This window comes from Vibrio sp. 1078-1 (assembly GCF_033340475.1).
Genome location: NZ_JAWOWM010000697.1, coordinates 1 through 563, shown reverse-complemented (window position 1 = coordinate 563; position 563 = coordinate 1). Strand labels below are relative to the sequence as shown.

The 563-nt window shown below is 46.7% G+C and carries 1 protein-coding gene; it reads right to left on the bottom strand.

Annotated features, from left to right (window positions below; all coding sequences use genetic code 11):
* The coding region (locus tag R7190_RS29575; protein ID WP_318138165.1) for a CBS domain-containing protein at positions 1-563 on the bottom strand (563 nt) is incomplete at both ends.

Genomic DNA, 563 nt, shown 5'->3' with positions numbered 1-563 from the left:
GGATATTGGTGCTGCCTTCAATTAAGAAACTACCGTCGCCTTGTGGGCTGATTTCATCAGACAAACTAGGAGAAATAGACGTCGTGAACTCACCAATGATCTCTTCTAGGATGTCTTCAAGAGTGATTAGACCGATGATATCACCGTACTCGTCTACGATCAGACCGATGCGCTGCTTGTTGCGTTGGAACTTCAACATTTGTACGTTCAGCGGCGTTCCTTCGGGAATGTAATACACTTCATCTGCCGCGCGTAGTAACGTCTCTTTGTTGAACTCGTTCTTTTCTAGCATCAAACGGTACGCTTCACGTAAACGCAGCATACCAACCACTTCATCGATTTGGTCGCGATAAAAAACGATTCGACCGTGTGGCGAGGGGGTTAACTGACGAACAATGGATTGCCAGTCATCGTTAAGAGCGATACCCGTAATCTCATTACGTGGCACCATAATGTCATTTACAGTAACGTGTTCGAGATCGAGAATAGACACCAACATGTCTTGGTGACGCCGAGGGATAAGTCCGCCAGCTTCATTTACGACCGTGCGTAACTCTTCCGAA